The following is a 24,692-nucleotide window of genomic DNA, read 5'->3' on the forward strand; positions in this document are numbered from 1 at the left end:
ATCGGAGCTCAATGGGATTGCTCCCCCATCAATCTGTCGGCCCCTTCGGCGATCATCTCGGCCGCCAGGAGGCGGCCCAGCTGTGCAGCCTCCGAAGGAGAACCGGCGGCGGACTTGCGGACCGCTTCGCGGCCGTCGATGGAGACGACCACTGCGGTCAGGTTCAGAGTGTGCCCGTGATCGGCCGCGAAAGCACCCACGGGTGCGGCGCAGCCTGCTTCCAGGGCGGACAGCACGGCGCGTTCGGCGGTCACCGCGCTGCGCGTGCGCGGGTCGTCGAGCACGGACAGGGTCTCGATCAGGTCGGTGCGCGCGGCCAGGCACTCCACGGCGAGCGCGCCCTGGCCGGGGGCCGGCAGCAGCTCCTCGACCTCGAAGATCTGCGCGATCTCGCCGCCGCGGCCGAGCCTGGTGAGCCCGGCGCTGGCCAGCACGACGGCGTCGAGCTCGCCCGCGGCGATCTTGCCGATGCGCGTGTCGGCGTTGCCGCGGATCGGGACGTACTCCAGGTCGGGGCGGAGCGCGCTCAGCATGGCGACGCGGCGCGGCGAGCCCGTGCCGACCCTGGCCCCGGCGGGCAGGTCGGCGAACTTGTGCGAGCCGATCAGCGCGTCGCGGTGGTCGTGGCGCTCGGGGAGCGCGGCCAGCGTGAAGCGCGGGTCCTGCTTGGTCGGCAGGTCCTTCAGCGAGTGGACGGCGAAGTCGATCTCGCCCTCGACCAGCTTGTCGCGCAGCGCGCTGACGAACACGCCGGTGCCGCCGAGCTGCGCCAGGTGCGCCTTGGTCACGTCGCCGAAGGTCGTCACGCCCACCAGCTCGACCGGGTGCCCGGTGCGCGCGGTGAGGGCGTCGGCCACCATCTGGGACTGCGTGGTCGCCAGCATGCTGCGGCGGGTGCCCAACCGCAGGTTCACAGCTCCACCTCCCTCACGGCCGCGGGCATCTTCGGATCGAGATTGAACAACTCACGCAGGGCTTCCGCATAATGATCGCCCCCTGGACCGGCGGCGAGCTGCTTGACACGCACAGTCGGCTCGTGAAGCAGTTTGTCAACGACCCTCTGCACGGTCATGGCGATTTCGTCCCTGGCCTTGTCGTCGAGATCGGGCATGCGCATCATCAGTCGGCCCAGCTCGGACTCCACCACGCCCGCCGCCTTGCTGCGCAGCGCCACCACGGTCGGGGTGACGCGGGCGGCGCGGGCGGCGTCGAGGTAGGCGTTCAGTTCCTCGGCCACGAGCGCGCGCACGGACTCGACGGCGTCGCCGCCGCGCGAGCCGACGCCGGACTCCTGGATCGTCTCCAGGTCGACCAGCGTGACGCCGGGCACCTCGCGCACGGCCGGGTCGATGTCGTGCGGCAGCGCCAGGTCGAGCAGGAACACGCCCCCGGTCAGCATGTCGGGGGTGATGACGTGCCGCCCGGCGCCGGTGCAGGTGATCACGATGTCGGCGTCCGCCAGTTCCTCGCGCACGGCGGCGAACGCGACGGCCCGGCCGCCGACCGACTCGGCCAGCCGCGCGCCCCGCTCGTACGTGCGGTTGGCCACGACGATGTCGGTGACCCCGGCGCGCTGCAGCGTGACGGCGGCCAGCGAGCTCATCGAGCCCGCGCCCACCACCAGCGCCCGCCGCCCGGCCAGGTCGCCGGCGAGCGCGAGGCCCGCCGTGACCAGCGAGGGACCCGCCTGGTCGATGCCAGTGTCGGTGTGGGCGCGCTTGCCGACGCGCAGCGCCTGCTGCGTCAGCTCGTTGAGGGTCGCGCCGACCGTGCCGTGCTTCTGGGCGAGCTTGAGCGCCTGGCGGACCTGGCCCAGGATCTGGCCCTCGCCGACGGCCATGGAGTCGAGGCCGCACACCATCGAGAACAGGTGCTCGACGGCCCGCTCCTCGTAGTGCACGTAGAGATGCGGGGTCAGCTCGTCGGCCGGCACGCCGGAGTGGACGGCCAGCAGCCCGCTGATCGAGGTGACCGCGGCGTGGAAGCGGTCGACCGTGACGTAGATCTCGACCCTGTTGCAGGTCGAGATCACCATGGCCTCCGCGACGCTGGTGTCCTGCTGCACGTCGTGCAGCAGCTTGACCAGCGCGTCCCCGGTCACCGAGACGCGTTCGAGAAGCGCCACCGGAGCGGTCCGGTGGCTGAGTCCGATCGCCAGAACACTCATTGACCGTCCACCGCCATGAGTGGCCCCCCAGCCTTGCGTTGCTCGTGGAACGCGAGAATCTGCAGTTCGATTGACAGGTCGACCTTCCGGACGTCGACGGTGTCCGGAACGGTGAGAACGACTGGGGCGAAGTTCAGGATGCTGGTCACGCCCACGGCGACAACACGATCGCACACTTCCTGCGCCGCTGCCGCCGGTGTCGCCAGTACCACGATCGAGACTCCACGCCGCTTGATGACGGCTTCCAGTTCGTCGATGTGCTCCACATTCAACCCCGCGATGGTGTCGCCCACGACTTCGGGGTCGGCGTCGAAGAGCGCGGCCACGCGGAAGCCCCTGGAGACGAAGCCGCCGTAGTTCGCCAGGGCGCGGCCGAGGTTGCCGACCCCGACGATCGCGACCGCCCAGTCCTGGGTCAGGCCGAGTTCGCGGGAGATCTGGTAGACGAGGTACTCCACCTCGTAGCCTACGCCGCGGGTGCCGTACGAGCCGAGGTGCGAAAGATCCTTGCGGAGCTTGGCCGAGTTCACGCCCGCGGCCACGGCCAGATCCTCCGAGCTCACGGTCGCGACGCCGCGCTCCGCCATCCCGTGCAGCGCCCGCAGGTACAACGGAAGCCTGGCGACCGTCGCCTCGGGGATGCCGCGGTCACGGGACTGGGACGTGCTCTTCACGTGCCGGAGCTCCAGGGAACGGGCGGTGGGGACCGCTGAACGGATTAGAACCGTCTTTCAGGTTAATCCCTTTGTGAACCGATGCACAAAGTAGGGGCGCTACGGTTGGGGACATGCATCGCATCACCTTGCTCGGCAAACCCGGCTGCCACCTCTGTGACGACGCCCGCGCGGTCATCGCCAGGGTGGCCGGAGAGCTGGGCGTGCCGTGGGAGGAGGTCAGCATCGACTCCTCCGAGGAGCTCAGGGAGAAGTACTGGGAGATGATCCCGGTGACGCTGATCGACGGCGTGCAGCACGACTTCTGGCGGGTCGACGAGGCCCGCCTGCGCGCCGCCCTCGCCTAGGACACGACGGTCAGAACATGACGGTGGGCAGCGGCACCACCTTCGCGGCGTTGACGTTGAGCTCGATGACGTTGGTGGCCAGCACCATCGCCTGACGCTCGTTGAGGAACCGCTCGACGTGCGGCTGGCGCTGGTGGTCGCGGTAGGCGACCTCGTCGCGGTAGAGCTCGTAGACGATGCGCTGCAGGGGCGCCGACTTGACGGCGTGGCAGGCGTAGACGAGCGTGTCGGGCTCGCCGCGGCGCACGGCCTCGACAGTGGCCTCGGCCAGGCGGTCGAACGCGTCGCCGGCGCCGTCCATGATCGTGAAGACGGTGAGCAGGCCGTAGATGCTGGGCGAGGGCCTGCCGCCCGCCTGCTGGGGCTGCGACGGGGTGAACAGCTCGGCGCCCGGGTAGGCCACGCCGGTGCCGGGCATCGAGTAGTCGGGCCGGGAGGGCTGGGCGTCCATGCGCGGGGAGGTGTCCATGCGCGGGGGCGGGGAGCCGTTCATGATGTAGCCGGTCGCGGGGCCCGAGTCGGGCGCGGCCCCCATCCGGGCGGCGTAGTCGACCTGCTGGTCGCCTGCCCGGTATTCGGCCACCAGGTCGCCCAGGCCGGGCGAGCGGCGCGGGGGCGCCACGGGAGGCGGCTCGGCGGCCGGCACCGGCACCGGCACGGGCTCGGGCGCGACCCTGCGGCCCGGCCGGCGCTCCACGTCGTCGTGCGGCGTCTCCAGGTCGTCCTCGTCGTCCTCGTACGGCGCCAGCGGGCGCAGCACGGTGTACCAGATCGCCGCCGCGCCCACCGCGAGCAGCGCGGTGGTGAACAGCGGCGGCACCGAGAACCGCATGGCCCCCACCAGGGCGATGCTCGACGGCGCGATGACCAGGACCGCGTGGAGGTTGTCGGTGTCGTACTCGTCGCCGCCGCGCCACTTGAGCCCGGCCACCACGACGCACGCCAGCAGGACGAGCACGTCGATCGTGTGCACGCCGATGAGCAGCTTGTCCGGGATGAGCCCCCACATGGCCGAGCCGGACGGCAGCGACTTGCCCAGGTCGGTGGACCTGAGCGGGTCGAAGGTCAGGATCGCGACGGAGACGACGGTGAGCGCGATGCCGAACAGCCAGGCCAGGAACCTCGGCGGCACCTTGTCGGACAGCAGCTGGATCAGGCCCACGGCCAGCCAGAGCGGCGCGAGCAGCGACCCGGTCACCTGGTAGAGGCGGAACGTGACCGGCCCGAACCCCAGGACGTAACCGACGCCGATCGCGGCCAGCGACAGGCACAGGGCTCCAGCTGCAACGGTCCAGGCGATCAACCACCCCTCGGGCTCGTCGCGCAGCCGGCGGATCAGGGCTCCGGTCGCGACCGCGGCGAGGAGCGCACCGGCAAGGGCTATGACAGCAACGAGGATCTCCATGGTGACTCCAATGCTGCCGGACGATGCCTCCCGGCCGGTAGCCGAAGAGGAAACAGGCGCTCCATGAGGGGCTTCGCCGCAGGCTGTGGGGTATGCGCCTATACGGTATAGGGCGATTACTCGTAGCCAGGCCAGCAGGCGCGGATTGTGGAATTTCCAGTTGATTTCTAGAGTATTCGAGCACGCCGCACCCCTTACCCCTAGGGATACCGGATGCCTGATTCGTGGCCGTTCGCCGGGCTGCTTGCTCCAGCGGTCGCTGGACCTGCCCGGACGGGCGAGCTTGGCGTGCGCGAAGAAGTGCCCGACGACATCCGCACGCTGGTGCTGCACGCCAAGAACGGATGCACGGACTCCTTTGGCACGCTCTACGACCGCTACGTGGACCTCGTCTACCGCTACATCTACTTCCGGGTCGGCTCCCACCAGCTCGCCGAGGACCTGACCAGCGAGACCTTCCTGCGCGCGCTGCGCAGGATCGGCGACTTCACCTGGCAGGGCCGCGACTTCGGCGCCTGGCTCGTCACCATCGCCAGGAACCTGGTGGCCGACCACTTCAAGTCCGGCCGCTACCGACTGGAGATCCCGACGGGAGAGCTGATCGACGTGCCGCTCGAAGGCGCGCACATCCCGGAGAACGCGGTGGTCACGGCCATCATGAACGACCGGGTGCTGCGCGCCGTCCGCGATCTCAATCCCGACCAGCAGGAATGCGTGGTGCTGCGCTTCCTGCACGGCCTCTCGCTCGCGGAAACCGCGTTGATCATGGGGAAGAAGAGTGGAGCGATCAAAGCGCTGCAGTTTCGGGCCATTCGAACGCTCGCCAGGGCACTCAAGCACGACCTGGCGTAACCTCTCCCACCCGCACCTCGTTAGGCCAGTTGGCACGGCTGGATCCCTCAGGGAGCTGTCATGAGTAGGGCGCGCAGGCGGCGGGAGCTCGTCATCGAGCGTCTCACGGAGCTGCACGGCCCGTCTCTGGGCGGCGGGCCCGAGCCGGCGTTCCGCGAGCGCCTGCGCGCGGACCTGGTCTCCGGCCGCCTGCTGCTGACGGCCCCCGACGAGGAGCGCGCGCCGGGCCCGGACGTCCCGTCCGTACGCCGCCGACGCCGTCCGCTGCTGTCCCAGGTCGCCACGCTCGGCCTGGCGGGGGCCATGATGGTGGCGTCCTTCGCCACGTACCAGGCGGTCCCGGGCGACACGCTCTACCCGCTCAAGAGGGCCGCGGAGAGCACCCTCGTGCACCTGAGCACCGACGACGCCCAACGCGGCGAGCGCGAGCTGGCCTCGGCCGAGACCCGCGCCAAGGAGGTCGCGAGCCTGCTCGGCTCGTCCACCGACAGCCCGCTGGTCGGCCAGACGCTCAAGGACATGGAGGACTCCACCCGCTCCGGGATCAGCCGGCTGACGCGTACGCAGCCCCGCTCGTCCAAGATCAAGAAGTTCGCCCAGAAGCAGCGGGAGACGGTCGAGCCGATGCTGGACCACCTCAACGAGGCACAGAAGGGACAGGCCGCCGGCTACCTCGACTACATCGAGGGGCTCGTGGCACCGGCTAGGTAAGCTGAACCGCATGTGGCGGCTAATGCGACGACGACACGAGGTTGGGGCCGAGGCCGCCGGCGAGGCCGCGGCGCGGGCGGCGGTCACCGTCGCGCCTACCGAGCCGGTCGAGCCGGACCTGGAGGCGGCGGCCTTCTTCGACGTCGACAACACCATGATGCGCGGCGCGTCCATCTACCACTTCGCCCGCGGGCTGGCCACGCGCGGCATGTTCACCACATCCGATCTGCTGAAGTTCGCCGTCGGCCAGGCCGTGTTCCGGCTGCGCGGCAACGAGAACCCGGAGCACATCGCGGTCGCCCGGGAGACCGCGCTCGCCTTCGTCGCGGGCGCCAAGGTCGACGACGTCGTCCGCCTCGGCGAGGAGATCTACGACGAGGTCATGGCCGACCGCATCTGGGGCGGCACCCGCGCGCTCGCGCAGAGCCACCTCGACGCCGGCCAGCGCGTCTGGCTCGTCACTGCCACGCCCGTCGAGCTGGCCCGGGTCATCGCCCAGCGGCTCGGCCTCACCGGCGCGCTCGGCACGGTCGCCGAGACCGCCGGCGGCGTCTACACCGGCCACCTGGTGGGCGACCTGCTGCACGGCCCGGCCAAGGCGGAGGCGGTGCGCGCGCTGGCCCGCCGCGAAGGGCTCGACCTGACCCGCTGCACGGCCTACAGCGACTCGGCCAACGACCTGCCGATGTTGTCGCTGGTCGGCAGCGCGGTGGCGATCAACCCCGACAGCGAGCTGCGCGAGCACGCCAGGAAGCACGACTGGCCGGTCAAAGACTTCCGCACCGGCCGCAAGGCCACCATGACCGCCCTGCCGATCGCGGCCGGGGTCGGCGCGATCGCGGGCGGCGTGGCGGCCGGCATCGCCCTGCGCAGGCACTACCGCTCCCACTGACCGCCCGCGGACGAGGCCGCCGGCGCGGCCCGGCGGCGTGGACGGCTCCTTGACGTCCACGGCCGGGCGCGCGCCGGCGCCGGTCATCGCAGGCGTTCGAACAGCTTCTGGGCGTCCGGCTGCCGCCACTCGATCCGGTTGGGGTCGTCCTGGGCCGGTTTCCAGGGCACGGTGACGAACGCCACCTGCGTCGCGGACGTGGCCCTGGCCAGCTCGACCATGGCCTCCAGGCTCAGGTCCGTCTTGACCGACTTGCGCACCTCGCCGACGAAGTCGCGCAGCCGGCCCGGGTCGGCGGCCGTGCTCCTCGCCTTCTTCAGCATCGCCAGCAGCAGGATCTGCTGCCGCTTGATCCGCTGGACGTCCGAGCCGTCGCCGTAGCGGCGCAGGCGGGCGTAGCCGAGGGCGCTCTCGCCGTTGAGCATGACCTTGCCCGCGGGCAGTTTCAGCTTCGACGCCTTGTCGTCCACGGGCGACCTGAGCGTGATCTGCACGCCGCCGAGCGCGTCCACCATGCCCTTGAAGCCGGCGAAGTCGACCTCGACCGTGTGGTCGATGCGGACGTCGGTGAGCTTCTCCAGCGTCTTGACCAGACAGCCCGCTCCCCCGGTGTTGTACGCCGAGTTGATCATGTCCTTCCGCGCCGGGTCGGACCCGCACGACGGGATCTGCACGATCGAGTCGCGCGGCACGCTGACCCCGACGGCCTGGCCGCGGTCGGCGGGCACGTGCACGAGCAGGATGGTGTCGGAGCGCCTGCCGCCCTGGTCGGGCGTCCTGGCCATGGCGGGGCCGTAGTCGGCGTTGCCCGGCCCGCCGCGCGTGTCGGAGCCGATCACCAGGATGTTACGGGCGCCGGTGATGTCGACCGGCCGCACGCCCGTCGACGGAGCGGCCACGATGTTGCTGTTGACCAGCATGGTCGGCACCGCGACGGCCGCGGCCGTGCCCACCGCGACCAGGCCGGCCGTCCAGTAGGCGTTCCATCGGCGGCGCGGGCGCTCCCGCAGCAGGCGGTCGCGCTGGCGGGCGAGCGCCGGGGGCGGCTCGTGCTCCAGTTCACCGCCGAGGTCGCGGAGCATCCGCAGGTCGTCCATGGTCACTCCTCCGCCAGCATGGGGTTGGTGTCGCCGAGCGCGGCCCGCACCTTCCGCCTGCCCCTGTTGAGGCGGGAGCGCACGGTTCCGATCGGGATGCCGAGGGCCCGGGCGACCTCTTCGTAGGTGAGGTCGCCCCAGGCGATCAGCAGCAGGACGTCCCGGTCCTTGGCGGGCAGCGCGGCCAGCGCGCCCGCCAGGCGGGGACGGGCGGCCTGCGCCGTGACCCCCGCGGCGACGCGGTCGGCGGGCGACTCCACGTCCTGGTCGAGGGGGGACCGCAGGAACGCCCGGTACCGCGCCGCCTCCTTGCGGTGGTGGCGGGAGATGAGCTTGGTGAGGATGCCGAAGAGCCACGGCCTGGCGTCGGGGCAGGACAGGTCGTAGCTCTTGCGGCGGGAGAACGCGACGAGGAACGTCTCGCCGACGAGGTCCTCGGCGGGCTCAGGGCCGAGGCGTTTGGAGACGTACCGGTAGAGCATGGCGGAGTAGCGGTCGAACAGCTCGGCGAACGCCTCCGGCTCGGTCAGGGAGGCGCTCACGAGCTCCGAGTCCGCCCCCCTGGTGGCGGGTTGCGTGATCATCTCCGCCCTTCTGTGAAGAATCGGTCACGGATGTCTTGCCACAACCCGCCAAGAGGGTTCAGATCTCCTTCAGGAACCCGCCGTCCACGGCGATGTCGGCGCCGGTCGTGCTGCCCGAGCGCGGCGAGACCAGCAGGGCCACCATGTCGGCGATCTCCTGCGGGCTCACCAGGCGTCCGGTGGCCAGCTTCATCATGCCGGGGGCGACCTGGGCGATGACGTCCTCCTTCGAGGCCCCGGCCATCCCGGCGATGACGTCGGCGGCGCCGCCGTCCTTGGTCCACCAGTCGGTCAGCACCGGGCCGGGCGAGATCGTGTTCACCCGGACGCCCTGCGGGCCGTACTCCTCCGAGACGGCCTTGCTCACGTGGTTCATGGCGGCCTTGGCCGCGCCGTAGTCCACGTTCATGGCCCCGGGCTGGCGGGCCGAGCCGGAGGAGATGTTCACGATCGAGCCGCCGCCGCGCTCCACCATGAGGGGCACGGCCGCGCGGATCATGCGTACGGCCGCGAACAGGTTGAACTCGAACATGGCCTGCCAGTCGTCGTCGCCCGGCGCCATGAACCCGACCCGGGGCAGCGTCACGCCGGGGGGCGGCCCGCCGGCGTTGTTGACCAGGATGTCCACCCCGCCGAACTCCTCGACGGCTCGGGCGATCACCCGGGCGGGCGCCTGCGGGTCCATCAGGTCCACCGCGACGTGCGTCACCTTGGCGTCGGGCGCGGTCCGCGAGGCCGCCACGACGTGCACGCCCTCCTCCGCCAGGGTGCGCGCGACGGCCAGGCCGATGCCCTTGGACGCGCCGGTGACGACGGCCACACGGCCGGAAAGCTGGAGATCCATCGAAGAGGTTCCTCTCGGGTGTCAATGACTGCACCCGCAGGAACACCGGCCGGACGCGACCGGTTGCACCCTTCACAGGAACGGCGGGAAGGCCGGCCCCCTGCGCAGCCGCAACTCGTTGAGCATCTGCTGGACGACCTCGCGCACGTGGTCGGTCAGGTTGAACACCAGCATCGGGTCGTCGGCCGCGGCGGGCTCGTACTCGTCGGTGCGGATCGGCTCGCCGAACTCGATCATCCACTTGGACGGCAGCGGCACCAGCCCGAGCGGCCCGAGCAGCGGGAAGAACGGCGTGATCGGCAGGTAGGGGACGCCGAGGATGCGGGCCAGGAACTTCAGGTCGCCGATCTTCGGATAGATCTCCTCGGCCCCCACGATGGCCGTGGGCACGATCGGCACGCCCGCACGGATCGCCGAGGCCACGAACCCGCCCCGGCCGAACCGCTGCAGCTTGTAGCGCTCGGAGAACGGCTTGCCCACGCCCTTGAAGCCCTCGGGGAACACGCCGACCAGCTCGCCCTTGCGCAGCAGCCGGTCGGCGTCCTCGGGGCAGGCCAGCGTGTGGCCGGTCTTGCGGGACAGGTGGCCGAGCAGCGGGAGCTGGTAGACCAGGTCGGCCCCGAGCAGGCGGACGGCCCGGCCCGCCTCGTCGTGCAGGGCGACCTGCATCATGAGCGCGTCGATCGGCAGCGTGCCGGAGTGGTTGGCCACCACCAGCGCGCCGCCCTCGGCGGGCACGTTCTTCAGCTCGGCCGTCTCGACCCTGAACCAGCGGTGGTAGAGCGGCCTGATCAGCTCAAGGAGCACCTTGTCGGTCAGCTCGGGGTCGTAGCCGAACTCGTCGACCTCGTACTCGCCGGTGATGCGCCGGCGGACGAACGCCAGCAGCCGGGCCAGCGGATCGGGCTCCTCGTAGGACGGCGCGGCGCTGATCGGGATCACCCGGCCTTCCTCCTCGTGCGGCACGCTCACGGACGCACACCTCCGAACGGATGCATACCCCGTGAACGCACGAAGTCGTCGAAGGCCGCCGCGGTGGTGTACTTGGGCCGCCAGCCCAGCTCGGCCTCCAGCCTGGCGGTGTCGACCGCCCGGCCGTAGCTCATCAGCCGCAGCTGCTCGGGCGAGTACTCGACGAGGCCGAGCCTGCGCACGGTGTTGCCGAGCGTGCGGAAGACGGGCGCGAGCAGCGGCAGCGACGCCCGCCCGGCCCGGCGCGCGCACTGCGACAGCAGCAACACGCCTGCCCCGGCCACGTTGAACGTGCCGGGGTGGTCTTCGTTCGCCATCCTGCGCAGCACCTCGACCGCGTCGTCCTCGTGGACGAACTGCAACCGCGGGTCGAAGCCGAACACCGTCGGCAGGACGGGCTGGGTGAAGTACCGCGTGAGCGGCGAGTCGACGCCCGGACCCATGAAGTTGGCGAAGCGCAGCAGCGACACCGTCACGTCGGGGCGGCGGCGCGCGAAACCGCGCACGTAGCCCTCGACCTCCGCCGCGTCCTTGGCGTAGCCGTGGACCGGGCCGACGTGCGGCTCCAGGTCCTCGGTGAACACCGCGGGATCGCGCGGGGACGAGCCGTAGACGGCGGTGGTGGAGCGCACCACCACGCGCCGCACGGTCGACGACCGCTGGCAGGCACCGAGCAGTTGCATGGTGCCGATGACGTTGTGCTCCTTCATGGCGGCCCTGCCGTCGCCCTTGGACGGGGCGCTGACCAGGCTCATGTGCACAACGGTGTCGATGTCCGCGGCCGCGATCACCTCGGCGATGTCGGGGCTGCGCAGATCGACCCGGACGAATTCCGTCCGGCCCAGAGTGATGCCGCCGTCCCGCGTCAGCGAGGGGGGCGGCACGGTGTCCACTCCGATGACGCGGCTGATCTCCGGGTCAGCCGCGAGGACGCTCGCCACCCGGGCGCCTATGTGGCGCGAGACCCCGGTGACAAGCACGGTGTGGGTCATCAGCGCCTCGCAGCTGCGTCGGTTACTTCTTGTTACGCCGCTGGATGCGCGTCTTCTTGAGCAGCTTGCGGTGCTTCTTCTTGGCCATCCGCTTGCGGCGCTTCTTGATCACAGAGCCCACGGGACCCCCAGGTACTGATAGCAAGTCTGAATCGATGTGCGAGCGCACACCGGGTGACAGACTACCGGCGATCGGGGGTGGATCGCCCCTTGGGGGGTGAAAGCCCGGCCTCGTGGTGCGCAGGCCGGGCTTCTCCCGCGACCGAATTCACGGCGCGTTCGGGCGCGCCGCTACTTCAACCTGCCTCGATGTAGGCCTCCCGCAGATAGTCGTGGACCGCCTGCTCGGGCACTCTGAACGACCGGCCAACTCGGATGGCCGGCAGCTCCCCTGAGTGGACGAGCCGGTACACCGTCATCTTGGACACCCTCATGACCGTCGCGACTTCAGCCACGGTCAGGAACTTCACCTCGCTGAGAGGTCTTTCGCCTGCACCCATCGGACGCCTCTTCCGCACGTGTTTCCGGGTTATCCCCACTGGTGCCATTGCTCACGCACGTGTACTGCCGTCAGCGTAAGTCGGGACTCCGGGTGCGCAAACCCCCTATTTTCTCAGTCCGCGGAGCCACCTGTCAGCCGGACCAGTAAAGTCGCTGGTTAGCAGCCAGGCCGAGCACCTCGCCTGGACCTTGGAACTGTCCAAGTTGCCACACATAAGAGTCGCCCAAGCCCCATCAAAAGTTGGCAAAGGGACAGCGAGCCTCTTGGAATGCAGGCGCGAAAAGACGGTATGGGGAGGGCCGTTTTCGACTCAAAGGGCTCGTGAGACCAGAGTGACCAATCGCTCGGTCAGCGGAGCGTAATAGCGGGGTAGCACATTGTCGTCGAGTGGCACGACGACGTCGATCTTTCCCTCGGCCTCGCCGAGGAACAGGCCGGGGTCGTTGCTGTCGGCGAAGGCCACCGTCGGCACGCCCGCCTCGCCCGCCGCCCCCGCCCAGCCGTGGTCGGCGATCACCAGGTCGGGCAGCCCGCCTTCGAGCTCGTCGAGCATGTGCCGCATCGGGGCCGAGTCGTGGGTGTGCACGAAGCCGCCGCGGTCGTCGAGCATGGCGACGTCCTGGAGGTAGCGGATGCGGCGCGGACGGCCGAAGCCGGAGCCGGCGTACGTCCAGCCCTCGGCCGGGGTGAGCAGGGTCGCGCCGCGCTCGACGGCGAACCTGGCCAGCGGCAGGTGGACGGCGAGCAGCCCGGTCGGGTGTCCGGTGGCGAACAGCACCCGCGGGGCCGGCCGCGACAGCACCGACGCGATGCGCGCCGCCATGGCGTCGATCGCGTCGATCGTCAGGTCGGGGTCGATGGTGTCCTGGCCGCGGCGGTGGCCGGGATCGGCGACCACGCCGGCCGACTTGGCCATCAGGTCGAGGACGTCCCGGAAGGTCCACGGCTGCTCGAACGTCAGGCCGAGCATGTAGTACGGGTCGCGGTTGGCCAGCGAGCTGTAGTGGTCGAGGTTGTTCTCGCGCGACGTCGCGACGTCACCGGCGATACGGCTGTGGATCAGGTGTCGGCGGAGTTCGTCGCGGCTCAGCACAGGTCTTCCTCATCAGGGGCATCGAGGACGTCGAGCGTCGTCGGGGCGGTCGTCAGGGCATCGGGTCGAGGCCGTGCAGAGGGAACACCGCCTGCCGGGTCGCCATGACCGCACGGTCGATGGGGTCCGCTGGGTCATAACCGCCGGAGATGTCGCGAAATTCCGGGTTACGTCCGTCGGTCATGGTCAGCGGGGGCGCCTCGCCGGTGCGCTCCCTGACGTACTGGCGCCAGGCGTCGGGGGTGGGCGTGGCCGGATCGACGGGATGGCCGGCCGCCTCGGCGATGAGGTGCGTCCAGATGCGCGGCACGACCTGGACGAGCTCGTAACCGCCGCCGCCCACCGCGATCCACCGGCCGCCCGCCGTCTCGTGCGCCAGGTCGTGCAGGGCCGCGTAGGCGGCGCGCTGGCCGTCGATGCTGAGCATGAGGTTGGCGAGGGGGTCGAGCGCGTGGCTGTCGCAGCCGTGCTGGGTGACCAGGATCTCCGGGCCGAACTCGCGCAGCAGCGGCGGCACGACCGCGTGGAAGGCGCGCAGCCAGCCGGAGTCGCCGCAGCCGGCCGGGAGCGCCACGTTGACGGCCGTGCCCTCCGCGCCGGTCTCGTGCGGGAAGCCGGTGCCCGGGAACAGCGTGCGCGGGCTCTCGTGCAGGCTGATCGTCAGCACCCGGGGGTCGTCGTAGAAGACGGCCTGCACGCCGTCGCCGTGGTGCACGTCGACGTCGACGTAGGCCACCCGCGTGGCCCCCTGCTCCAGCAGCCAGGCGATGGCCAGGGCCGGGTCGTTGTAGACGCAGAAGCCGCTGGCCGCGGCCGGCATGGCGTGGTGGAGCCCGCCCGCGACGTTGACCGCGTGCTCGGCCGCGCCCTCCCATACCGCGCGCGCCGCCGCCAGGGACGCCCCCGCGATCAGCGCGGACGCCTCGTGCACGCCCTTGAAGGCCGGATTGTCGGTGGTGCCGAGCCCCGCCCGCAGGTCGGGCACGCCGGCCACGGAGACGCCCTTGACCGCCTCGATGTAGCCGCGGTCGTGCACCATGGCCAGCTCGTCGTCGCCGGCGGGCGCGCAGCCGGCCATCTCGACCTTGTCGAGGACGCCGAGCGCGCGGGCGAGCGCGATCGTCAGCTCGACCCTGATGGGCGCCAGCGGGTGGCTCGGGCCGAAGTTGTAGGAGGTGAGAGCGTCGTCCCAGATGACTCGTGCCGTTCGGCTCATGCCCCGCCCTCCGCGCGTCCCTCACCTGGCGCCGACGTTACCGCAGCGCCCTGTTCCGGTTGTAGCCCGGGTGATCGTCGGGGACGGTCTCGGTCGCATCAGAAATTTCGTGACTTAGTGTTTTATGGTGCGCTGGGCGCGACCTTTCCGCAGAATCTTCCATTTCTTCCGACGTCCCCGGGTTTTCGACACCACGATCGTGGTCGTGCTCGCCCTGTTCGCGGGCCTCGGGGTGATCGTGTCGTCCGTCCAGACGGGGGCCGACGGGGCGCTGGGGTCGGCGCACTTCCTGCTGACCAGCGTGCTGCTGCTGGTCCGCCGGAGCAGGCCGGTGCTGGTGGCCGGGGCCGTCACGGCGTTCGACGTGGTCGGCATCGCGGCCGGACTCGTGACGTCGGCCACCATCCCGGAGGGCATCGCCTTCTACAGCCTGGTGCGGCACTCCTCCGGCCGTCCGCCGCTGGTCATGACGGTCGTGGGGATCGTGGTCTACGGCACGGTGATGGAGATCAAGGGGCCGGGCCTCGGGCAGTTCCTGGCCGGCGCCTTCGTCGTCGCGATCCCGGCCGGCATCGGCGCGCTGGTCAAGGCCAGGGCCGAGCTGAACGAGCGCAGCAGGCTGGAGGCCGCCGACGCCGCCGTACAGGCCGAGCGGCGGCGGATCGCCAGGGAACTGCACGACGTCGTCGCGCACCACATCACGGTGATCAACGCCCTGGTCGGCGGCGCGCGGGCGACGCTCGCGCCCGAGCAGGAGGTCACCCGCGAGGCGCTGGAGAGCGCCCAGCAGACCGCCCGCCAGGCGATGTCGGAGATGCGCCGGCTGCTGCACGTGCTGCGGGCCGACGGCAACGACGGCCCGGACGCCGCGACCGGCGTGGGGGCCGACCGCCTGCCCGCGCTCATCGGCGAGGCCAGGAGCGCCGGGCTGCCCGCCAGCCTGACCGTCACGGGCGAGCCGGTGGCGCTGCCCTCGGCCGTGGACCACGCCGTCTACCGGATCGTGCAGGAGGCGCTGACCAACACCCGCAAGCACGCGGCCGGCGCCAGGGCCAGCGTGCACCTGGCCTACGGGTCCGAGGCGGTGGAGGTCGAGGTGCTCGACGACGGCGTGCCGCAGCAGGGCGGCGCGCCGGGGTTCGGGCTGGGCGGCATGGCCGAGCGGGTCGCGTTGTGCGGCGGCCGGCTTTCGACCGGCCCGCGTCCCGGGGGAGGATTCCGGGTGCACGCCCGCATCCCCTTGGAGGCAACATGATCACGGTGCTGCTGGTCGACGACCACGAGCTGGTCCGCAAGGGGTTCCGGCTGATGCTCGACGCGCAGCCCGACCTGTCCGTGGTGGGCGAGGCCGGCGACGGCGAGCGGGCCGTCGAGCTGAGCCGGCGGCTGCGTCCCGACGTGGTGCTGATGGACCTGCACATGCCGGGGCTCGACGGCGTGCGGGCCACCGAGCTGATCACCTCGGAGCTGCCGGGCGTGCGGGTGCTCGCGCTGAGCACCTTCGACCTGGACGAGAACGTGCTCGCGGCGCTGCGGGCGGGCGCCGGCGGCTTCCTGCCCAAGGACGTCTCCCCGGAGGAGCTGATCGAGGGCGTGCGCGTGGTGCACCGGGGCGAGTCGGCGGTCGCGCCACGGCTGCTGACCCGGCTGATCGGCACGTTCGTCCGCGCGTCGAGGCCGCCGGCCGCGCCCGCGCGGCCCGTGCTGGACGCGCTGACCGAGCGCGAGCGGGAGATCCTCGTGCTGATCGCCAGGGGCCGGTCGAACACCGAGATCGCCGGGCAGCTGGCCGTCTCCCCCTCGACCGTCAAGAACCACGTGACCAGCCTGTTCGCCAAGATCGGGGTCAGGGACCGGGCGCAGGCCGTGATCGTCGCGTACGAGGCGGCGCTGATCAAACCTGGAGACTAGGACCAGGCTCCCAGGCCGCGCCCGGCAAGAACGTCCTCACGGCCGAAGAGAACGGCAGGCCCCGGGCGGCACGCTTGGTGACATGACGGCGATTCGCGCAACCAATCTGAGCAAACGCTACGGCGCCACCCATGCCGTCGCGGACCTGTCGTTCGACGTCGAGCCCGGCCAGGTGACCGGGTTCCTCGGGCCCAACGGCGCCGGCAAGTCCACGACCATGCGGATGATCCTCGGCCTCGACCGGCCGTCGAGCGGGTCCGTGCTGGTGGACGGGCGGCCGTACCAGGAACATCGGCACCCGCTGCGCAAGGTGGGCGCGCTGCTGGACGCCAAGGCCGTGCACGGCGGCCGCAGCGCCCGCAACCACCTGCTGGCCATCGCCCAGAGCAACGGCATCCCGGCGGGCCGGGTGAACGAGGTGCTGGAGGCCGTCGGCCTGCGCGAGGTGGCGCGGCGGCGGATCGGCGGCTTCTCGCTCGGCATGTCGCAGCGCCTCGGCATCGCGGCCGCGCTGCTCGGCGACCCCGAGATCCTGCTCTTCGACGAGCCGGTCAACGGGCTCGACCCCGAGGGCATCCTGTGGATCCGCACGTTCATGCGCAAGCTGGCCGCCGAAGGGCGCACGGTGTTCGTCTCCAGCCACCTCATGAGCGAGATGGCCCAGACGGCCGACCACCTGATCGTGATCGGCCGGGGCCGGCTGATCGCCGACACGAGCGTGCAGGAGTTCATCGGGCGCAGCTCGCAGGGCTACGTACGGGTGCGCTCCCCGCGCCTGGCCGAGGTCGCCGACCTGGTCAAGGTGGGCGACCTGTACCCCGACCACCTGCGCGTCACCGCGATGAGCACGCTGGAGATCGGCACCCTGACCGCTCGGGCCGGGATCCCCCTGGAGGAGCTGACGTTCGTGCAGCCCTCGCTCGAAGCGGCGTACATGGAGCTCACCAAGGACAGTGTGGAGTACTCGTCATGACCGACATCCTGAGGTCCGAATGGACCAAGATCCGTTCGGTGCGCTCGACGGTGTGGACGCTCGCCGTCACCGCCGTGCTCCTGATCGGCCTGGGCGGGCTGCTGTCGGTCGCGTCCAAGGCCACGGCCGACGGGCAGCCCATCACCGGTGACCAGGCCGTCATGACGAGCCTGACCGGCATCATGTTCGCCGCGCTGTCCATGGCCACGCTGGGCGTGCTGGTGATCTCCAGCGAATACCGGACCGGCGGCATCCGCACGTCGCTGCTGGCCGTGCCGAGGCGGCTGAAGCTGCTCACCGGCAAGATCGTGGTGTTCACCGTGACGGCGCTGGTCGTCTCCACGGTCGCGGCGGCCGCCGCGGTGGCCGTCGGCGTGGCGATCCTCCGGCCTGACTCGGTCGACGTGGGCGCCGCGGCGCAGTCGGTGTTCGGGGCCGGGCTCTACCTCACCGCCTGCGGCCTGTTCGGGCTGGGGCTCGGCACGGTGATCCGGCACACGCCGGGCGCGATCGTCTCGGCCATCGCGCTGATGATGGTGCTGCCGCAGCTCACCAACGCGCTGCCCGGCGAGTGGGGCAAGGCCGTCTCCGACCACTTCACCACCAACGCCGGTATGGAGATCGTGCTGGACCAGCCCGGGAACCCGCTCGGGCCGTGGAGCGGGCTTGGCGTCTACGCGCTGTGGGTCGCCGTCGCGGTGGCCGCGGGCGCCGTGCTCCTGCAGCGGCGGGACGCCTGAGCCGCACCCGGCGGCCGGGCTCCCCCGCCGCCGGTCAGCCCGAGGCGAGCTGGCGCCCCCGGTCGCGGGCGGCCTCGATGGCGGCCAGGAAGGCGGCGCGCACGCTGTGGCGCTCCAGCTCGGCGATGGCCGCGATCGTGGTGCCGCCCGGCGAGGTGACGGCCTCCCGCAGGATCACCGGGTGCTCCCCGGAGTCGCGCAGCATCACGGCCGCGCCGACGATCGACTGGGTGACCATGTCGAGCGCGGCGGCCCGCGGCATGCCGAGCAGGATGCCCGCGTCGACCATGGCCTCGACCAGGTAGAAGAAGTAGGCGGGGCCGCTGCCGGACAGCGCGGTCGCGGCGTCCTGCTGGGACTCGGGGATGCGCAGCACCTTGCCGACCGGCTTGAGCAGGCCCTCGGTGAGCTTGAGGTGCTCCTCGCCGGCGTGCGCGCCCGCCGAGATCACGCTCATCGCCTCGTCGAACTTGATCGGCGTGTTGGACATGACCCGGACCACCGGCACCTCGACGCCGAGCCGCTGCTCGACGAACGCGGTGGTGATGCCGGCCGCCGCCGTGATGACCAGGCGGTCGGCCGGGACGTAGGGGGCGATCTCCGCCAGCAGGGTCGCCATGTCCTGGGGCTTGACGGCCAGGATCAGGGTGTCGGCCGACTTGGCCGCCTCGGCGTTGTCGACCGTGCGCACGCCGTACGTCTCGCGCAGCGCCTGCGCCCGCTCCGGACGGCGGCTGGTCGCCATGATGTCGCCCGGCTTGAACCCGGCGCGCAGCAGCCCGGACAGCAGGGCCTCGCCCATCTTGCCGGTGCCCAGAATCGCGATCATCTCGACCTCTCGAAGGGGAACGGACGCCGGCCCAGCCTACTAGCCCCGCGACAGCAGCGATCTGAGGAAGAACGCCAGGTTGCGGGGGCGTTCGGCCAGGCGGCGCATGAGGTAGGCGTACCAGTCGGCGCCGTACGGGACGTACACGCGCACCTGGCCGCCCAGCCCGGCCAGACGGCGCTGCTCGCCGGGGCGCACGCCGTACAACATCTGGTACTCGAAGCCGTTGACGTCACGGCCGTCGAGCACGGCCAGGGTGGAGGCGATCTGGATCATCCTGGGGTCGTGCGTGGCGATCATGGGGTAGCCGGTGCCCGCCATGAGGATCTTGAGGCAGCGGACGAACGAGCGGTCGACGTCGGCCGGCCTGCTGTAGGCGCCGGGGGCGGTGTAGGCGCCCTTGCAGAGCCGTACGCGGGCGCCGGCCAGCTTCTCGCAGCGTTCGAGCGCGTCGGGCAGGTACGCCTGGACCACGATCCCGACGTCGGGGTGCTCCTTGCGCAGGGTGGCGTGCACGAAGTGCAGGCCGCCGATCGTGTCGTGCTCCTCGGCGTCGAGCGTGACCGTGATGCCGCGGGCGGCCGCCGCCTCGCAGATGGTGGCCGCGTTGTCGAGCGCGACCTGCTCCGACAGCCGCAGCCCGAGCGCGGTCAGCTTGACCGAGGCGTCGCCGCCCGGCGGCAGCCGGTCGAGCAGCGACAGGTACTCGCGCACCGCCGCCTCGGCCTGTCTCCTGTCGGTCACCTCTTCGCCCAGGTGGTCGACGGTCACGAGCAGGCCCTCGTGGGACAGCCCGCGGATAACCGCACCGACGTCGTCGGCGACGTATCGCTTGACCACGTCCCTGGTCAGCGGCGATGTGGTGATGACGCGTTCGGCGCGTTCGCTCTTGGAGACGGCGAGCATTGCCTGACGGAGCACGTGACCCACACTAACCGCCCACTTCCCGGGTATATCGCTGAACCGCGGACCTGCCCTTTTCGTCTTATGGATATGCGCACAATGACGACAGCGACTCTTCTCGCCGGTTCTCTGGTGCTCGCGACGGGTTGTGCCACATCGCCGCCGGCCGCCCGTCCGCTGCCGCAGACGCCCGCCGAGCACGTCGTGACACCGGTCACCACCGCCCCCAGCAAGGCCCCCGAGCCGGTCAAGCCCACCGGCGACGCCATCAACGTGCACAAGGTCCGCTGGACCAAGGCCACGGCCCTCTCACGCGGCAAGCAGGTCAGGCTCACCTGGTGGTCGGGCGTGGAGCCGTGCACCGTGCTGGACAAGGTCAAGGTCAAGGAGACCGCCAAGAAGGTCACCATCACCCTGTACGAGGGCACGTCCCCCAAGGCCAAGGACGTCTCCTGCATCATGCTGGCCCTGGAGAAGACCACGACCGTCAAGCTCAAGCACGCCCTCGGCAAGCGCAAGCTCGTCGACGGCGCGAAGCCCTAGCGTCCGAGGCGCCGGCGGCCCTCGGGAACGGCCGGGCGCGCGTCGGTCCCGCCGTTCCCGGCAGGTACGGCACGTCCCCCGCGGCCCCGGCCTTGGGCAGGGTCGGCAACCGGCCGACGACGTACGTCAGGAACTGCTCGAACGACCGCTCGGAGCCCAGCTCGCGGTTCTGAGCGTGCAGCTCTCCTCCCCGGCGGGCAGCGCCGCGCCGTCCCCTCCGTCTGCGACCACCGGAGCAGGGACCCGCGGCGTGGTCCCACGGGAACCGCTGATCCTTGCGGCCGACCTGGTGATCAGGTGGAACCACCGAGCGCCCGCCCCCGTTACGCGGGTTGTGGAGAATCACGGTTTGGTGCCCGATTGTCGGGAATGCTGGCACGCTCACAGGGGTTGAGTCGGGTAGGCTCAAGTCGTTTGACAAAGACGACACGAATCCGTAGCTTGAGTCCAACCGACTCAACTTTGACTACAAGGACGTACTCATGGCACGTGCGGTAGGTATCGACCTTGGGACGACCAACTCCGTCGTCTCGATCCTCGAGGGCGGTGAGCCCACCGTCATCGCCAACGCGCAGGGCTCGCGGACCACGCCGTCCGTGGTCGCCTTCGCGAAGAACGGCGAGGTCCTGGTGGGCGAGGTCGCCAAGCGGCAGGCCGTCACCAACGTTGACCGGACGATCCGCTCGGTCAAGCGCGAGATGGGCACCAACTGGTCCCAGGAGATCGACGGCAAGAAGTTCTCCCCCCAGCAGATCAGCGCCTTCGTGCTGCAGAAGCTGAAGCAGGACGCCGAGGCGTACCTGGGCGAGAAGATCACCGACGCGGTGGTCACCGTCCCGGCCTACTTCAACGACGCCCAGCGCCAGGCCACCAAGGAGGCCGGCACGGTCGCGGGCCTCAACGTTCTGCGCATCATCAACGAGCCGACCGCCGCGGCCCTCGCCTACGGGCTCGACAAGGAGCAGGACCAGACGATCCTGGTCTTCGACCTCGGCGGCGGCACCTTCGACGTCTCGCTGCTCGACGTCGGCCAGGAGGACGGCCACGGCTTCGTCGAGGTCAAGGCCACCTCCGGCGACAACCACCTCGGTGGCGACGACTGGGACCAGCGCGTCGTCGACGAGCTGGTCAAGCGCTTCCAGAACGCCCACGGCGTCGACCTCGCCAAGGACAAGATGGCCCTCCAGCGCCTGCGTGAGGCCGCGGAGAAGGCCAAGATCGAGCTGTCCAGCCAGGCCGAGACCAACATCAACCTGCCCTACATCACCGCCTCCTCCGAGGGCCCGCTGCACCTCGACGAGAAGCTGACCAGGGCCGAGTTCCAGCGCCTGACGGCCGACCTGCTCGAGCGCACCAAGGGCCCGTTCCACCAGGTCATCAAGGACGCCGGCATCAAGGTCTCCGACATCGCGCACGTGGTGCTCGTCGGCGGCTCGACCCGCATGCCCGCCGTCACCGAGCTCGTCCGCGAGCTGACCGGCGGCAAGGAGCCCAACAAGGGCGTCAACCCCGACGAGGTCGTCGCCATCGGCGCCGCTCTCCAGGCCGGCGTGCTCAAGGGTGAGGTCAAGGACGTCCTCCTGCTCGACGTGACCCCGCTGTCGCTGGGCATCGAGACCAAGGGCGGCATCTTCACCAAGATCATCGAGCGCAACACGACGATCCCGACCAAGCGCTCGGAGGTCTTCACCACGGCCGAGGACAACCAGCCGTCGGTGCAGATCCAGGTCTACCAGGGCGAGCGCGAGATCGCCTCGTACAACAAGAAGCTGGCCACCTTCGAGCTGACCGGCATCGCCCCGGCGCCGCGCGGCATCCCGCAGATCGAGGTCACCTTCGACATCGACGCCAACGGCATCGTCAACGTCTCCGCCAAGGACCTGGGCACGGGCAAGGAGCAGACGATGACCATCACCGGCGGCTCCGCGCTGCCGAAGGACGACATCGAGCGCATGATGCGCGAGGCCGAGTCGTACGCCGAGGAGGACAAGAAGCGCCGTGAGGAGGCCGAGGTCCGCAACAACGCGGACGGTCTGGCCTACCAGACGGAGAAGTTCCTCCGCGAGAACGACGACAAGGTCCCCGGCGACATCAAGACCGAGGTCAACGACGCCCTGTCGGAGCTGAAGAAGGCTCTTGAGGGCACCGACACCGACGTCATCCGCACCTCCGCGGAGAAGCTCGCCACGGTCAGCCAGAAGATGGGCTCGGCCATCTACGCCGCCAGCCAGGGCCAGCAGGCCGGCCCCGAGGGCGCTCCGCAGGACGCCTCGGCCGGTCAGGGCGCCAAGGCCGACGACGACGTGGTCGAGGCCGAGATCGTCGACGAAGACCAGCCGAAGAAGGACCAGTGATGCCGGCGCGCGACAACGGGCACGAGGAGCCGGTGATCCGCGACAAGCGCAAGATCGACCCGGAGACGGGCGAGGTTCGGGAGACCTCGGGCGAGCAGCCCGAGGCGCCCGCCGAGCAGGCGCCGGCGGCGGCCCACGACGGTGAGCTGGCGGCCCAGCTCGCCGAGCGGACCGCCGACCTCCAGCGCCTCCAGGCGGAGTACACGAACTACCGCAGAAGGGTCGAGCGCGACAGGGTCGCGGTCCGCGAGCAGGCCGTCGCCGGCGCGCTGACCGAGCTCCTCCCTGTGCTCGACGACATCGGACGGGCCCGTGACCACGGCGAGCTGACCGGTGGCTTCGCGAAGGTGGCGGAGTCGCTGGAGTCGGTGCTCACCAAGCTGGGCCTCAGCGCCTACGGCCAGAAGGGCGACCCGTTCGACCCGACGGTCCACGAGGCGCTGATGCACAGCTACTCGCCCGACGTGACCGAGCCCACCGCGATCGAGGTGCTGCAGCCCGGTTACCGGATGGGTGAGCGGGTGCTGCGCCCGGCGCGGGTGGCGGTGGCCGAGCCCGAGGACGCCCCTCCCGCGTCCAATGACGACGAAGCAAACTGACAAAAGGACGAAGGGCCGTAGATGAGCACCAAGGACTACCTGGAAAAGGACTACTACGCCGTCCTTGGTGTGCCCAAGACCGCCACCGCCGACGAGATCAAGAAGGCGTACCGGAAGCTGGCCAGGCAGTACCACCCGGACACCAACCAGGGCGACGCCGCCAAGGAGACCAAGTTCAAGGAGGTCTCGGAGGCGTACGACATCCTGTCCGACAGCAAGCGCCGCAAGGAGTACGACGAGGCGCGCACGCTGTTCGGGTCCGGGGTGGGCGGACAGCGCCCCGGCGGTGGCGGTTTCCCGTTCGACTTCGGCGACCTGTTCGGCGGCACCGCCGGCCAGCAGGGCGGGGGCGCCGGTGAGCGGCTCGGCGACCTGTTCGGCGGGCTGTTCAACCGCGGTGGGGCGGGGGGCTCCACCCGCACGACGAGCGCGACCAGACCGCGCCGCGGCCAGGACGTCGAGTCCGAGGTCACGCTCTCGTTCACCGAGGCCGTCGAGGGCACCACGGTCTCGCTCAGGCTGACCAGCTCGGCCGCCTGCACCGCGTGCAGCGGCACCGGCGCCAAGGCGGGCACGACCCCCCGGGTCTGTCCCACCTGCGAGGGCACCGGCGCGGCCAGCCGCAACCTGGGCAACTTCGCCTTCTCCGAGCCCTGCCGCGACTGCAAGGGCCGCGGGCTGCTCGTGGACGATCCCTGCCCCGTGTGCGAGGGCAACGGCCGGGCCAAGAGCACCCGCACGATCCAGGCCAGGATCCCCGCCGGCGTGGCCGACGGGCAGCGGGTCAAGCTCAAGGGCAAGGGCGCGCCGGGCGAGAACGGCGGCCCGGCCGGCGACCTCTACATCCTGACGCACGTCAAGCCGCACCACGTGTTCGGCCGGACGGGCGACAACCTCACGATCACGGTTCCCGTGACGTTCTCGGAGGCCGCGCTGGGCGCCGAGATCAAGGTGCCGACCCTCAAGGGCATGCCGGTGACCCTGCGCGTCCCGGCGGGCACGCCCAACGGCCGCACGTTCCGCGTGCGGGGCAGGGGCGTCACCCGCAAGGACGGCACCAAGGGTGACCTGCTCGCCAGCGTCGAGGTGCTCGTGCCGAAGACGCTCGACGACAAGTCGCGCGAGCTCCTCACCGAGTTCAACACCGCGACCGCGGGCGACGACCCGCGCGCCGATCTCATTCAGCGAGCCAGAAGCGAGTAGCCGATGGACGCCAACTACTTCGACCTGTCCGACGACACGCCTGTTTATGTGATTTCGGTGGCCGCGCAGCTCTCCGGGCTCCATCCGCAGACGCTGCGCCAGTACGACCGGCTCGGCCTGGTCAGCCCGGGCCGCACCGCCGGGCGCGGCCGCCTCTACTCCACAAGAGACATCATCCAGCTCCGCGAGGTCCAGCGGCTCTCCCAGGAGGAGGGCATCAACCTCGCGGGCATCAAGCGGATCCTCGAGCTCGAGAACGAAGCTCTGCGGCTGCGTGAGGAGGTTCACC

General features: G+C 70.7%; 27 protein-coding genes and 1 pseudogene. 13 read left to right on the forward strand and 15 right to left on the reverse strand.

What is annotated here, in order from left to right; genetic code table 11:
* Positions 1-8: 8 nt before the first annotated feature.
* The 3 genes from hemC to AB0C33_RS20880 are packed head-to-tail and all read right to left on the reverse strand — an operon-like array spanning position 9 to position 2,841.
* Positions 9-914 carry a hydroxymethylbilane synthase gene (hemC, locus tag AB0C33_RS20870; protein WP_358290291.1) on the reverse strand — a complete coding sequence of 302 codons (906 nt, stop codon included), beginning with the start codon at positions 912-914 and terminating at the stop codon, positions 9-11.
* The gene (locus AB0C33_RS20875) at positions 911-2,167 is read right to left on the reverse strand and encodes a glutamyl-tRNA reductase (protein ID WP_358290294.1); all 1,257 of its coding nucleotides are present in this window, start codon (positions 2,165-2,167) and stop codon (positions 911-913) included. The genes hemC and AB0C33_RS20875 overlap by 4 nt, the downstream gene beginning before the upstream one ends.
* On the reverse strand, positions 2,164-2,841 hold the full coding sequence (locus AB0C33_RS20880) for a redox-sensing transcriptional repressor Rex (RefSeq protein ID WP_352322536.1): 678 nt from the start codon (positions 2,839-2,841) through the stop codon (positions 2,164-2,166). Before AB0C33_RS20880 ends, AB0C33_RS20875 begins: the two co-directional genes overlap by 4 nt.
* A gap of 113 nt (positions 2,842-2,954) precedes the next feature.
* Here AB0C33_RS20880 and AB0C33_RS20885 point away from each other — a divergent pair, with 113 nt between their 5' ends.
* Complete coding sequence (locus tag AB0C33_RS20885; RefSeq protein ID WP_352322537.1) at positions 2,955-3,188, forward strand: glutaredoxin family protein; 234 nt, start codon at positions 2,955-2,957, stop codon at positions 3,186-3,188.
* Between the two features lie 10 nt (positions 3,189-3,198).
* On the opposite strand, the gene AB0C33_RS20890 is transcribed toward AB0C33_RS20885, so the two are convergent.
* Complete coding sequence (locus AB0C33_RS20890) at positions 3,199-4,593, reverse strand: antibiotic biosynthesis monooxygenase (protein ID WP_358290298.1); 1,395 nt, start codon at positions 4,591-4,593, stop codon at positions 3,199-3,201.
* 288 nt (positions 4,594-4,881) lie between these two features.
* On the opposite strand from AB0C33_RS20890, the gene AB0C33_RS20895 reads away from it, so the two are divergent.
* The 3 genes from AB0C33_RS20895 to AB0C33_RS20905 are packed head-to-tail and all read left to right on the forward strand — an operon-like array spanning position 4,882 to position 7,048.
* Positions 4,882-5,445 carry a sigma-70 family RNA polymerase sigma factor gene (locus tag AB0C33_RS20895; RefSeq protein WP_357966288.1) on the forward strand — a complete coding sequence of 188 codons (564 nt, stop codon included), beginning with the start codon at positions 4,882-4,884 and terminating at the stop codon, positions 5,443-5,445.
* A gap of 60 nt (positions 5,446-5,505) precedes the next feature.
* Positions 5,506-6,156, forward strand: coding sequence for a DUF5667 domain-containing protein (locus tag AB0C33_RS20900; RefSeq protein WP_358290301.1), 651 nt, complete (start codon positions 5,506-5,508; stop codon positions 6,154-6,156).
* 22 nt (positions 6,157-6,178) lie between these two features.
* The gene (locus tag AB0C33_RS20905) at positions 6,179-7,048 is read left to right on the forward strand and encodes an HAD-IB family hydrolase (protein WP_358290304.1); all 870 of its coding nucleotides are present in this window, start codon (positions 6,179-6,181) and stop codon (positions 7,046-7,048) included.
* 83 nt (positions 7,049-7,131) lie between these two features.
* Here AB0C33_RS20905 and AB0C33_RS20910 read toward each other — a convergent pair whose 3' ends face one another.
* The 9 genes from AB0C33_RS20910 to AB0C33_RS20950 all read right to left on the reverse strand — a co-directional run bounded on the left by AB0C33_RS20910 (position 7,132) and on the right by AB0C33_RS20950 (position 14,348).
* On the reverse strand, positions 7,132-8,145 hold the full coding sequence (locus AB0C33_RS20910) for an LCP family protein (protein ID WP_358290307.1): 1,014 nt from the start codon (positions 8,143-8,145) through the stop codon (positions 7,132-7,134).
* Between the two features lie 2 nt (positions 8,146-8,147).
* Positions 8,148-8,729 (reverse strand): sigma-70 family RNA polymerase sigma factor, encoded by a 582-nt coding sequence (locus tag AB0C33_RS20915; RefSeq protein ID WP_358290310.1) that lies wholly within the window; start codon positions 8,727-8,729, stop codon positions 8,148-8,150.
* Positions 8,730-8,787: 58 nt separating this feature from the next.
* Positions 8,788-9,573: an SDR family NAD(P)-dependent oxidoreductase gene (locus AB0C33_RS20920; protein ID WP_358290313.1), complete on the reverse strand. Its 786-nt coding sequence runs from the start codon at positions 9,571-9,573 to the stop codon at positions 8,788-8,790.
* Positions 9,574-9,645: 72 nt separating this feature from the next.
* A complete protein-coding gene (locus AB0C33_RS20925) occupies positions 9,646-10,515 on the reverse strand; it encodes a lysophospholipid acyltransferase family protein (protein ID WP_358290771.1) in 870 nt (289 codons plus the stop codon).
* 26 nt (positions 10,516-10,541) lie between these two features.
* Entirely contained in the window at positions 10,542-11,537 is a 996-nt protein-coding gene (locus AB0C33_RS20930) for an NAD-dependent epimerase/dehydratase family protein (protein WP_358290316.1), read from the reverse strand.
* A 22-nt stretch (positions 11,538-11,559) separates the two neighbouring features.
* Entirely contained in the window at positions 11,560-11,658 is a 99-nt protein-coding gene (locus tag AB0C33_RS20935) for an AURKAIP1/COX24 domain-containing protein (RefSeq protein ID WP_018654693.1), read from the reverse strand.
* 175 nt (positions 11,659-11,833) lie between these two features.
* Positions 11,834-12,037, reverse strand: a complete 204-nt coding sequence (locus tag AB0C33_RS20940) for a helix-turn-helix domain-containing protein (protein ID WP_026214222.1) — start codon at positions 12,035-12,037, stop codon at positions 11,834-11,836.
* Between the two features lie 312 nt (positions 12,038-12,349).
* Complete coding sequence (locus AB0C33_RS20945) at positions 12,350-13,132, reverse strand: phosphatase (protein ID WP_358290319.1); 783 nt, start codon at positions 13,130-13,132, stop codon at positions 12,350-12,352.
* A gap of 52 nt (positions 13,133-13,184) precedes the next feature.
* The gene (locus tag AB0C33_RS20950) at positions 13,185-14,348 is read right to left on the reverse strand and encodes an acetoin utilization protein AcuC (protein ID WP_358290323.1); all 1,164 of its coding nucleotides are present in this window, start codon (positions 14,346-14,348) and stop codon (positions 13,185-13,187) included.
* Positions 14,349-14,553: 205 nt separating this feature from the next.
* Between AB0C33_RS20950 and AB0C33_RS20955 the strand changes: the two genes are divergently transcribed.
* The 4 genes from AB0C33_RS20955 (at position 14,554) to AB0C33_RS20970 (ending at position 17,972) form a co-directional block, all read left to right on the forward strand.
* The gene (locus tag AB0C33_RS20955) at positions 14,554-15,603 is read left to right on the forward strand and encodes a histidine kinase (protein ID WP_358290326.1); all 1,050 of its coding nucleotides are present in this window, start codon (positions 14,554-14,556) and stop codon (positions 15,601-15,603) included.
* Positions 15,600-16,259, forward strand: coding sequence for a response regulator transcription factor (locus AB0C33_RS20960; RefSeq protein ID WP_358290329.1), 660 nt, complete (start codon positions 15,600-15,602; stop codon positions 16,257-16,259). Before AB0C33_RS20955 ends, AB0C33_RS20960 begins: the two co-directional genes overlap by 4 nt.
* A gap of 82 nt (positions 16,260-16,341) precedes the next feature.
* Positions 16,342-17,232: an ABC transporter ATP-binding protein gene (locus AB0C33_RS20965; protein WP_352325260.1), complete on the forward strand. Its 891-nt coding sequence runs from the start codon at positions 16,342-16,344 to the stop codon at positions 17,230-17,232.
* Complete coding sequence (locus AB0C33_RS20970) at positions 17,229-17,972, forward strand: ABC transporter permease (protein WP_358290332.1); 744 nt, start codon at positions 17,229-17,231, stop codon at positions 17,970-17,972. The genes AB0C33_RS20965 and AB0C33_RS20970 overlap by 4 nt, the downstream gene beginning before the upstream one ends.
* A gap of 34 nt (positions 17,973-18,006) precedes the next feature.
* Here the strand turns inward: AB0C33_RS20970 and proC are convergent, their stop codons facing one another.
* Positions 18,007-18,801: a pyrroline-5-carboxylate reductase gene (gene proC, locus AB0C33_RS20975; protein ID WP_352357328.1), complete on the reverse strand. Its 795-nt coding sequence runs from the start codon at positions 18,799-18,801 to the stop codon at positions 18,007-18,009.
* A gap of 39 nt (positions 18,802-18,840) precedes the next feature.
* Positions 18,841-19,722, reverse strand: a complete 882-nt coding sequence (locus tag AB0C33_RS20980) for a proline dehydrogenase family protein (protein WP_358290335.1) — start codon at positions 19,720-19,722, stop codon at positions 18,841-18,843.
* Positions 19,723-19,803: 81 nt separating this feature from the next.
* On the opposite strand from AB0C33_RS20980, the gene AB0C33_RS20985 reads away from it, so the two are divergent.
* The 5 genes and pseudogenes from AB0C33_RS20985 to AB0C33_RS21005 all read left to right on the forward strand — a co-directional run.
* The gene (locus tag AB0C33_RS20985; RefSeq protein ID WP_358290338.1) at positions 19,804-20,247 is read left to right on the forward strand and encodes a hypothetical protein; all 444 of its coding nucleotides are present in this window, start codon (positions 19,804-19,806) and stop codon (positions 20,245-20,247) included.
* Between the two features lie 482 nt (positions 20,248-20,729).
* Positions 20,730-22,601: a molecular chaperone DnaK gene (gene dnaK, locus AB0C33_RS20990; RefSeq protein ID WP_358290341.1), complete on the forward strand. Its 1,872-nt coding sequence runs from the start codon at positions 20,730-20,732 to the stop codon at positions 22,599-22,601.
* Positions 22,601-23,200 (forward strand): nucleotide exchange factor GrpE, encoded by a 600-nt coding sequence (gene grpE, locus AB0C33_RS20995; protein WP_357966251.1) that lies wholly within the window; start codon positions 22,601-22,603, stop codon positions 23,198-23,200. Before dnaK ends, grpE begins: the two co-directional genes overlap by 1 nt.
* 21 nt (positions 23,201-23,221) lie before the next feature.
* Positions 23,222-24,403 carry a molecular chaperone DnaJ gene (dnaJ, locus tag AB0C33_RS21000; RefSeq protein ID WP_358290344.1) on the forward strand — a complete coding sequence of 394 codons (1,182 nt, stop codon included), beginning with the start codon at positions 23,222-23,224 and terminating at the stop codon, positions 24,401-24,403.
* Between the two features lie 3 nt (positions 24,404-24,406).
* Positions 24,407-24,688 (forward strand): annotated as a pseudogene (locus AB0C33_RS21005) (helix-turn-helix transcriptional regulator); the annotation flags it as partial.
* Positions 24,689-24,692 lie beyond the last annotated feature (4 nt).

Source organism: Nonomuraea sp. NPDC048881 (genome assembly GCF_040649795.1).
Classification (GTDB): domain Bacteria; phylum Actinomycetota; class Actinomycetes; order Streptosporangiales; family Streptosporangiaceae; genus Nonomuraea.

Coding starts and splice junctions, on each gene's coding strand:
- AB0C33_RS20920 (WP_358290313.1), bottom strand. CDS start 9,573: ATGGATCTCCAGCTTTCCGGCCGTGTGGCCGTCGTCACCGGCGCGTCC.
- AB0C33_RS20890 (WP_358290298.1), bottom strand. CDS start 4,593: ATGGAGATCCTCGTTGCTGTCATAGCCCTTGCCGGTGCGCTCCTCGCC.
- dnaJ (WP_358290344.1), top strand. CDS start 23,222: ATGAGCACCAAGGACTACCTGGAAAAGGACTACTACGCCGTCCTTGGT.
- AB0C33_RS20950 (WP_358290323.1), bottom strand. CDS start 14,348: ATGAGCCGAACGGCACGAGTCATCTGGGACGACGCTCTCACCTCCTAC.
- AB0C33_RS20915 (WP_358290310.1), bottom strand. CDS start 8,729: ATGATCACGCAACCCGCCACCAGGGGGGCGGACTCGGAGCTCGTGAGC.
- AB0C33_RS20885 (WP_352322537.1), top strand. CDS start 2,955: ATGCATCGCATCACCTTGCTCGGCAAACCCGGCTGCCACCTCTGTGAC.
- AB0C33_RS20960 (WP_358290329.1), top strand. CDS start 15,600: ATGATCACGGTGCTGCTGGTCGACGACCACGAGCTGGTCCGCAAGGGG.
- proC (WP_352357328.1), bottom strand. CDS start 18,801: ATGATCGCGATTCTGGGCACCGGCAAGATGGGCGAGGCCCTGCTGTCC.
- grpE (WP_357966251.1), top strand. CDS start 22,601: ATGCCGGCGCGCGACAACGGGCACGAGGAGCCGGTGATCCGCGACAAG.
- AB0C33_RS20905 (WP_358290304.1), top strand. CDS start 6,179: ATGCGACGACGACACGAGGTTGGGGCCGAGGCCGCCGGCGAGGCCGCG.
- AB0C33_RS20940 (WP_026214222.1), bottom strand. CDS start 12,037: ATGGGTGCAGGCGAAAGACCTCTCAGCGAGGTGAAGTTCCTGACCGTG.
- AB0C33_RS20970 (WP_358290332.1), top strand. CDS start 17,229: ATGACCGACATCCTGAGGTCCGAATGGACCAAGATCCGTTCGGTGCGC.
- dnaK (WP_358290341.1), top strand. CDS start 20,730: ATGGCACGTGCGGTAGGTATCGACCTTGGGACGACCAACTCCGTCGTC.
- AB0C33_RS20900 (WP_358290301.1), top strand. CDS start 5,506: ATGAGTAGGGCGCGCAGGCGGCGGGAGCTCGTCATCGAGCGTCTCACG.
- AB0C33_RS20910 (WP_358290307.1), bottom strand. CDS start 8,145: ATGGACGACCTGCGGATGCTCCGCGACCTCGGCGGTGAACTGGAGCAC.
- AB0C33_RS20875 (WP_358290294.1), bottom strand. CDS start 2,167: ATGAGTGTTCTGGCGATCGGACTCAGCCACCGGACCGCTCCGGTGGCG.
- AB0C33_RS20965 (WP_352325260.1), top strand. CDS start 16,342: ATGACGGCGATTCGCGCAACCAATCTGAGCAAACGCTACGGCGCCACC.
- AB0C33_RS20930 (WP_358290316.1), bottom strand. CDS start 11,537: ATGACCCACACCGTGCTTGTCACCGGGGTCTCGCGCCACATAGGCGCC.
- AB0C33_RS20985 (WP_358290338.1), top strand. CDS start 19,804: ATGACGACAGCGACTCTTCTCGCCGGTTCTCTGGTGCTCGCGACGGGT.